This is a genomic window from Priestia sp. 40, assembly GCF_049368575.1.
Lineage (GTDB): Bacteria > Bacillota > Bacilli > Bacillales > Bacillaceae_H > Priestia > Priestia zanthoxyli.
In genome coordinates, this window is record NZ_JBMPZA010000007.1 from 1 (window position 1) to 2,135 (window position 2,135).

Here is a 2,135-nt window from a genome sequence, read left to right on the forward strand (position 1 = left end):
TAACTTGTTGAATAATAGTAGAGTTAATTTCTTTTTTCTTTAAATAATCATGTACCTCTTTTTCAGAGCGCATTCGATCAGTAAATTAAATGATCGCTAAATTATAAGCTTTTTTCTCATCATCTGCATACTGAATTTGCGTTAATTCAAATTCATCAAGCTCACGACCTTTTTTAAGTCATATTTGATGAGGACATTTTCGTCAACACCAAAGCCAAACTCTTCACCTTTACCGTAATCTAAATACACATTATAACGTTCACCGCTATTCTTTTGCGTTGTGATCTTTGTGACAACAGGCATTAACCTTCACCTCATATTTCTTATTAAATTGATGGCTGAAGAACCGCCAAACGTATCATACACATTTTTATTTATCTCAATAAAGGAGGAAGTTCGTATGAAAATTGTTATTGCTGGAGGAACTGGATTCGTAGGTAAAGCTTTAACAAAACATTTTTTAACACAAAAACATTATGTATATATTTTAACACGCAATGCAGATAAAGCTGCAAGAGATCCGAAACTTAAATATGTAGAGTGGATGCAAGAAAACAGCCAACCTGAAGAGCATGTAGAAGGAGCAGACGTTTTATCAATTTAGCTGGCGTTTCACTTAACAGCGGCCGCTGGACGGACGAGCGCAAAAAAGCCATCGTGGAAAGCCGCCTTTCTTCTACTCAAGAAATCCTTCGTATTATGGCTGCGTTGCCCGAAAAACCGTCACTTTACGTAAATGCAAGCGCCGTTGGTTATTACGGGACATCAACGAAAGAAACGTTCACAGAAGCTTCTCCATCCATCGGCACAGACTTTTTAGCTGAAACGGTAAAAAAGTGGGAAAATGAGGCCCTAAAAGCGATGGAACTCGATATTCGTACTGTCTTAACAAGATTCGGCGTTATATTAGGGAAAGGTGGCGGAGCACTTCCTTCTACGGCCCTTCCTTATAAATTATTTGCAGGAGGAACAGTCGGTTCCGGAGAACAGTGGATGTCTTGGGTACATCTTCAAGACGTCGTGAAGATCATCGATTATTGTATCCATACCCAACAAATAGAGGGACCTGTTAATGTAACTGCCCCAAATCCCGTTCAAATGAAAGAGTTTGGAAAGACGATTGGAAAAGTGTTGAATCGTCCTCATTGGATGCCCGTACCTAGCTTTGGCCTTCAGCTGCTGATGGGAGAAATGAGTATGATTATTTTAAAGGGACAGCGCGTTTTACCTGAAAAATTGATTCAACAGAATTACATTTTTACATATACTGTATTAGAAGATGCATTGCGAGATTTACTCTAGTTATTTTCTGTTATTTCCCTAAAACAGGTGACTAAGCTGCCGATAGATAGGAGTAACTTTATGAAAACCATTCTCTTGAAAAATGCAACGCTCTATCCTATTACGTCAAAACCTATTTATAATAGTGATGTGCTCATTCAAGATGGAAAAATTGTTTTAATTGGGCCAAACTTGCAGCCACCTCTTCGAGTAGAAGTCATTGACTGCAAACAGCGTTATTTATTCCCTGGATTTATTGATGTTCATACACATCTAGGATTATATGATGAAGGAACCGGCTGGGCCGGGAATGATGCTAACGAAACCATTCAACCTATGACTCCACATATCCGAGCTTTTGACAGTGTACATCCTTTAGATCCTGGGTTTAAAGATGCCATTGAAGCGGGTATTACGTCTGTACACATTATGCCAGGAAGTGCAAATGTGATTGGAGGCACAACTTCCGTTATTAAAACAGCTGGAACAAGCATTTCTCAAATGTTAATTCAAGAGACAGCTGGACTCATATTTGCGCTAGGAGAAAATCCAAAACGAATTCACAGCCACGGCAATAAAGAATCGATTACGCGAATGGGCATTATGGGAGTGCTTCAGAAGCCTTTTATCAAGCAAAAAGCAGTGACAACAAAGATGATTTGCGCATCAAACCTCTCACTCAAGCACTGAATAGAGAGATTCCAGTTCGAATTCATGCTCATAGGGCCGATGATATTCTATCAGCTCTTCGCTTAGCAGATGAATTTCATTTAGACGTTCGTATTGAACACTGTACAGAAGGCCATTTAATTGCCAAAGAGCTGGGTGGAAGAAATTTAAAAGTGAGCGTAGGT

At 39.3% G+C, this 2,135-nt stretch carries 2 protein-coding genes and 2 pseudogenes; 2 read left to right on the plus strand and 2 right to left on the minus strand.

Translation table 11 applies throughout. The features are described from left to right. Together ACO1DI_RS11680 and ACO1DI_RS11685 are read right to left on the minus strand one after the other, a co-directional pair. Nucleotides 1–73: hypothetical protein (locus ACO1DI_RS11680; RefSeq protein ID WP_423145266.1), on the minus strand; the 73-nt coding region annotated here is incomplete at its 3' end. Between the two features lie 68 nt (nt 74–141). Then, nucleotides 142–303: a hypothetical protein gene (locus tag ACO1DI_RS11685; RefSeq protein WP_423145265.1), complete on the minus strand. Its 162-nt coding sequence runs from the start codon at nt 301–303 to the stop codon at nt 142–144. Nucleotides 304–400: 97 nt separating this feature from the next. On the opposite strand from ACO1DI_RS11685, the pseudogene ACO1DI_RS11690 reads away from it, so the two are divergent. Both ACO1DI_RS11690 and ACO1DI_RS11695 read left to right on the plus strand, forming a co-directional pair. Next, nucleotides 401–1,302: pseudogene (locus ACO1DI_RS11690) on the plus strand (TIGR01777 family oxidoreductase). A 60-nt stretch (nt 1,303–1,362) separates the two neighbouring features. Beyond that, a pseudogene (locus ACO1DI_RS11695) lies at nt 1,363–2,135 on the plus strand (amidohydrolase); the annotation flags it as partial.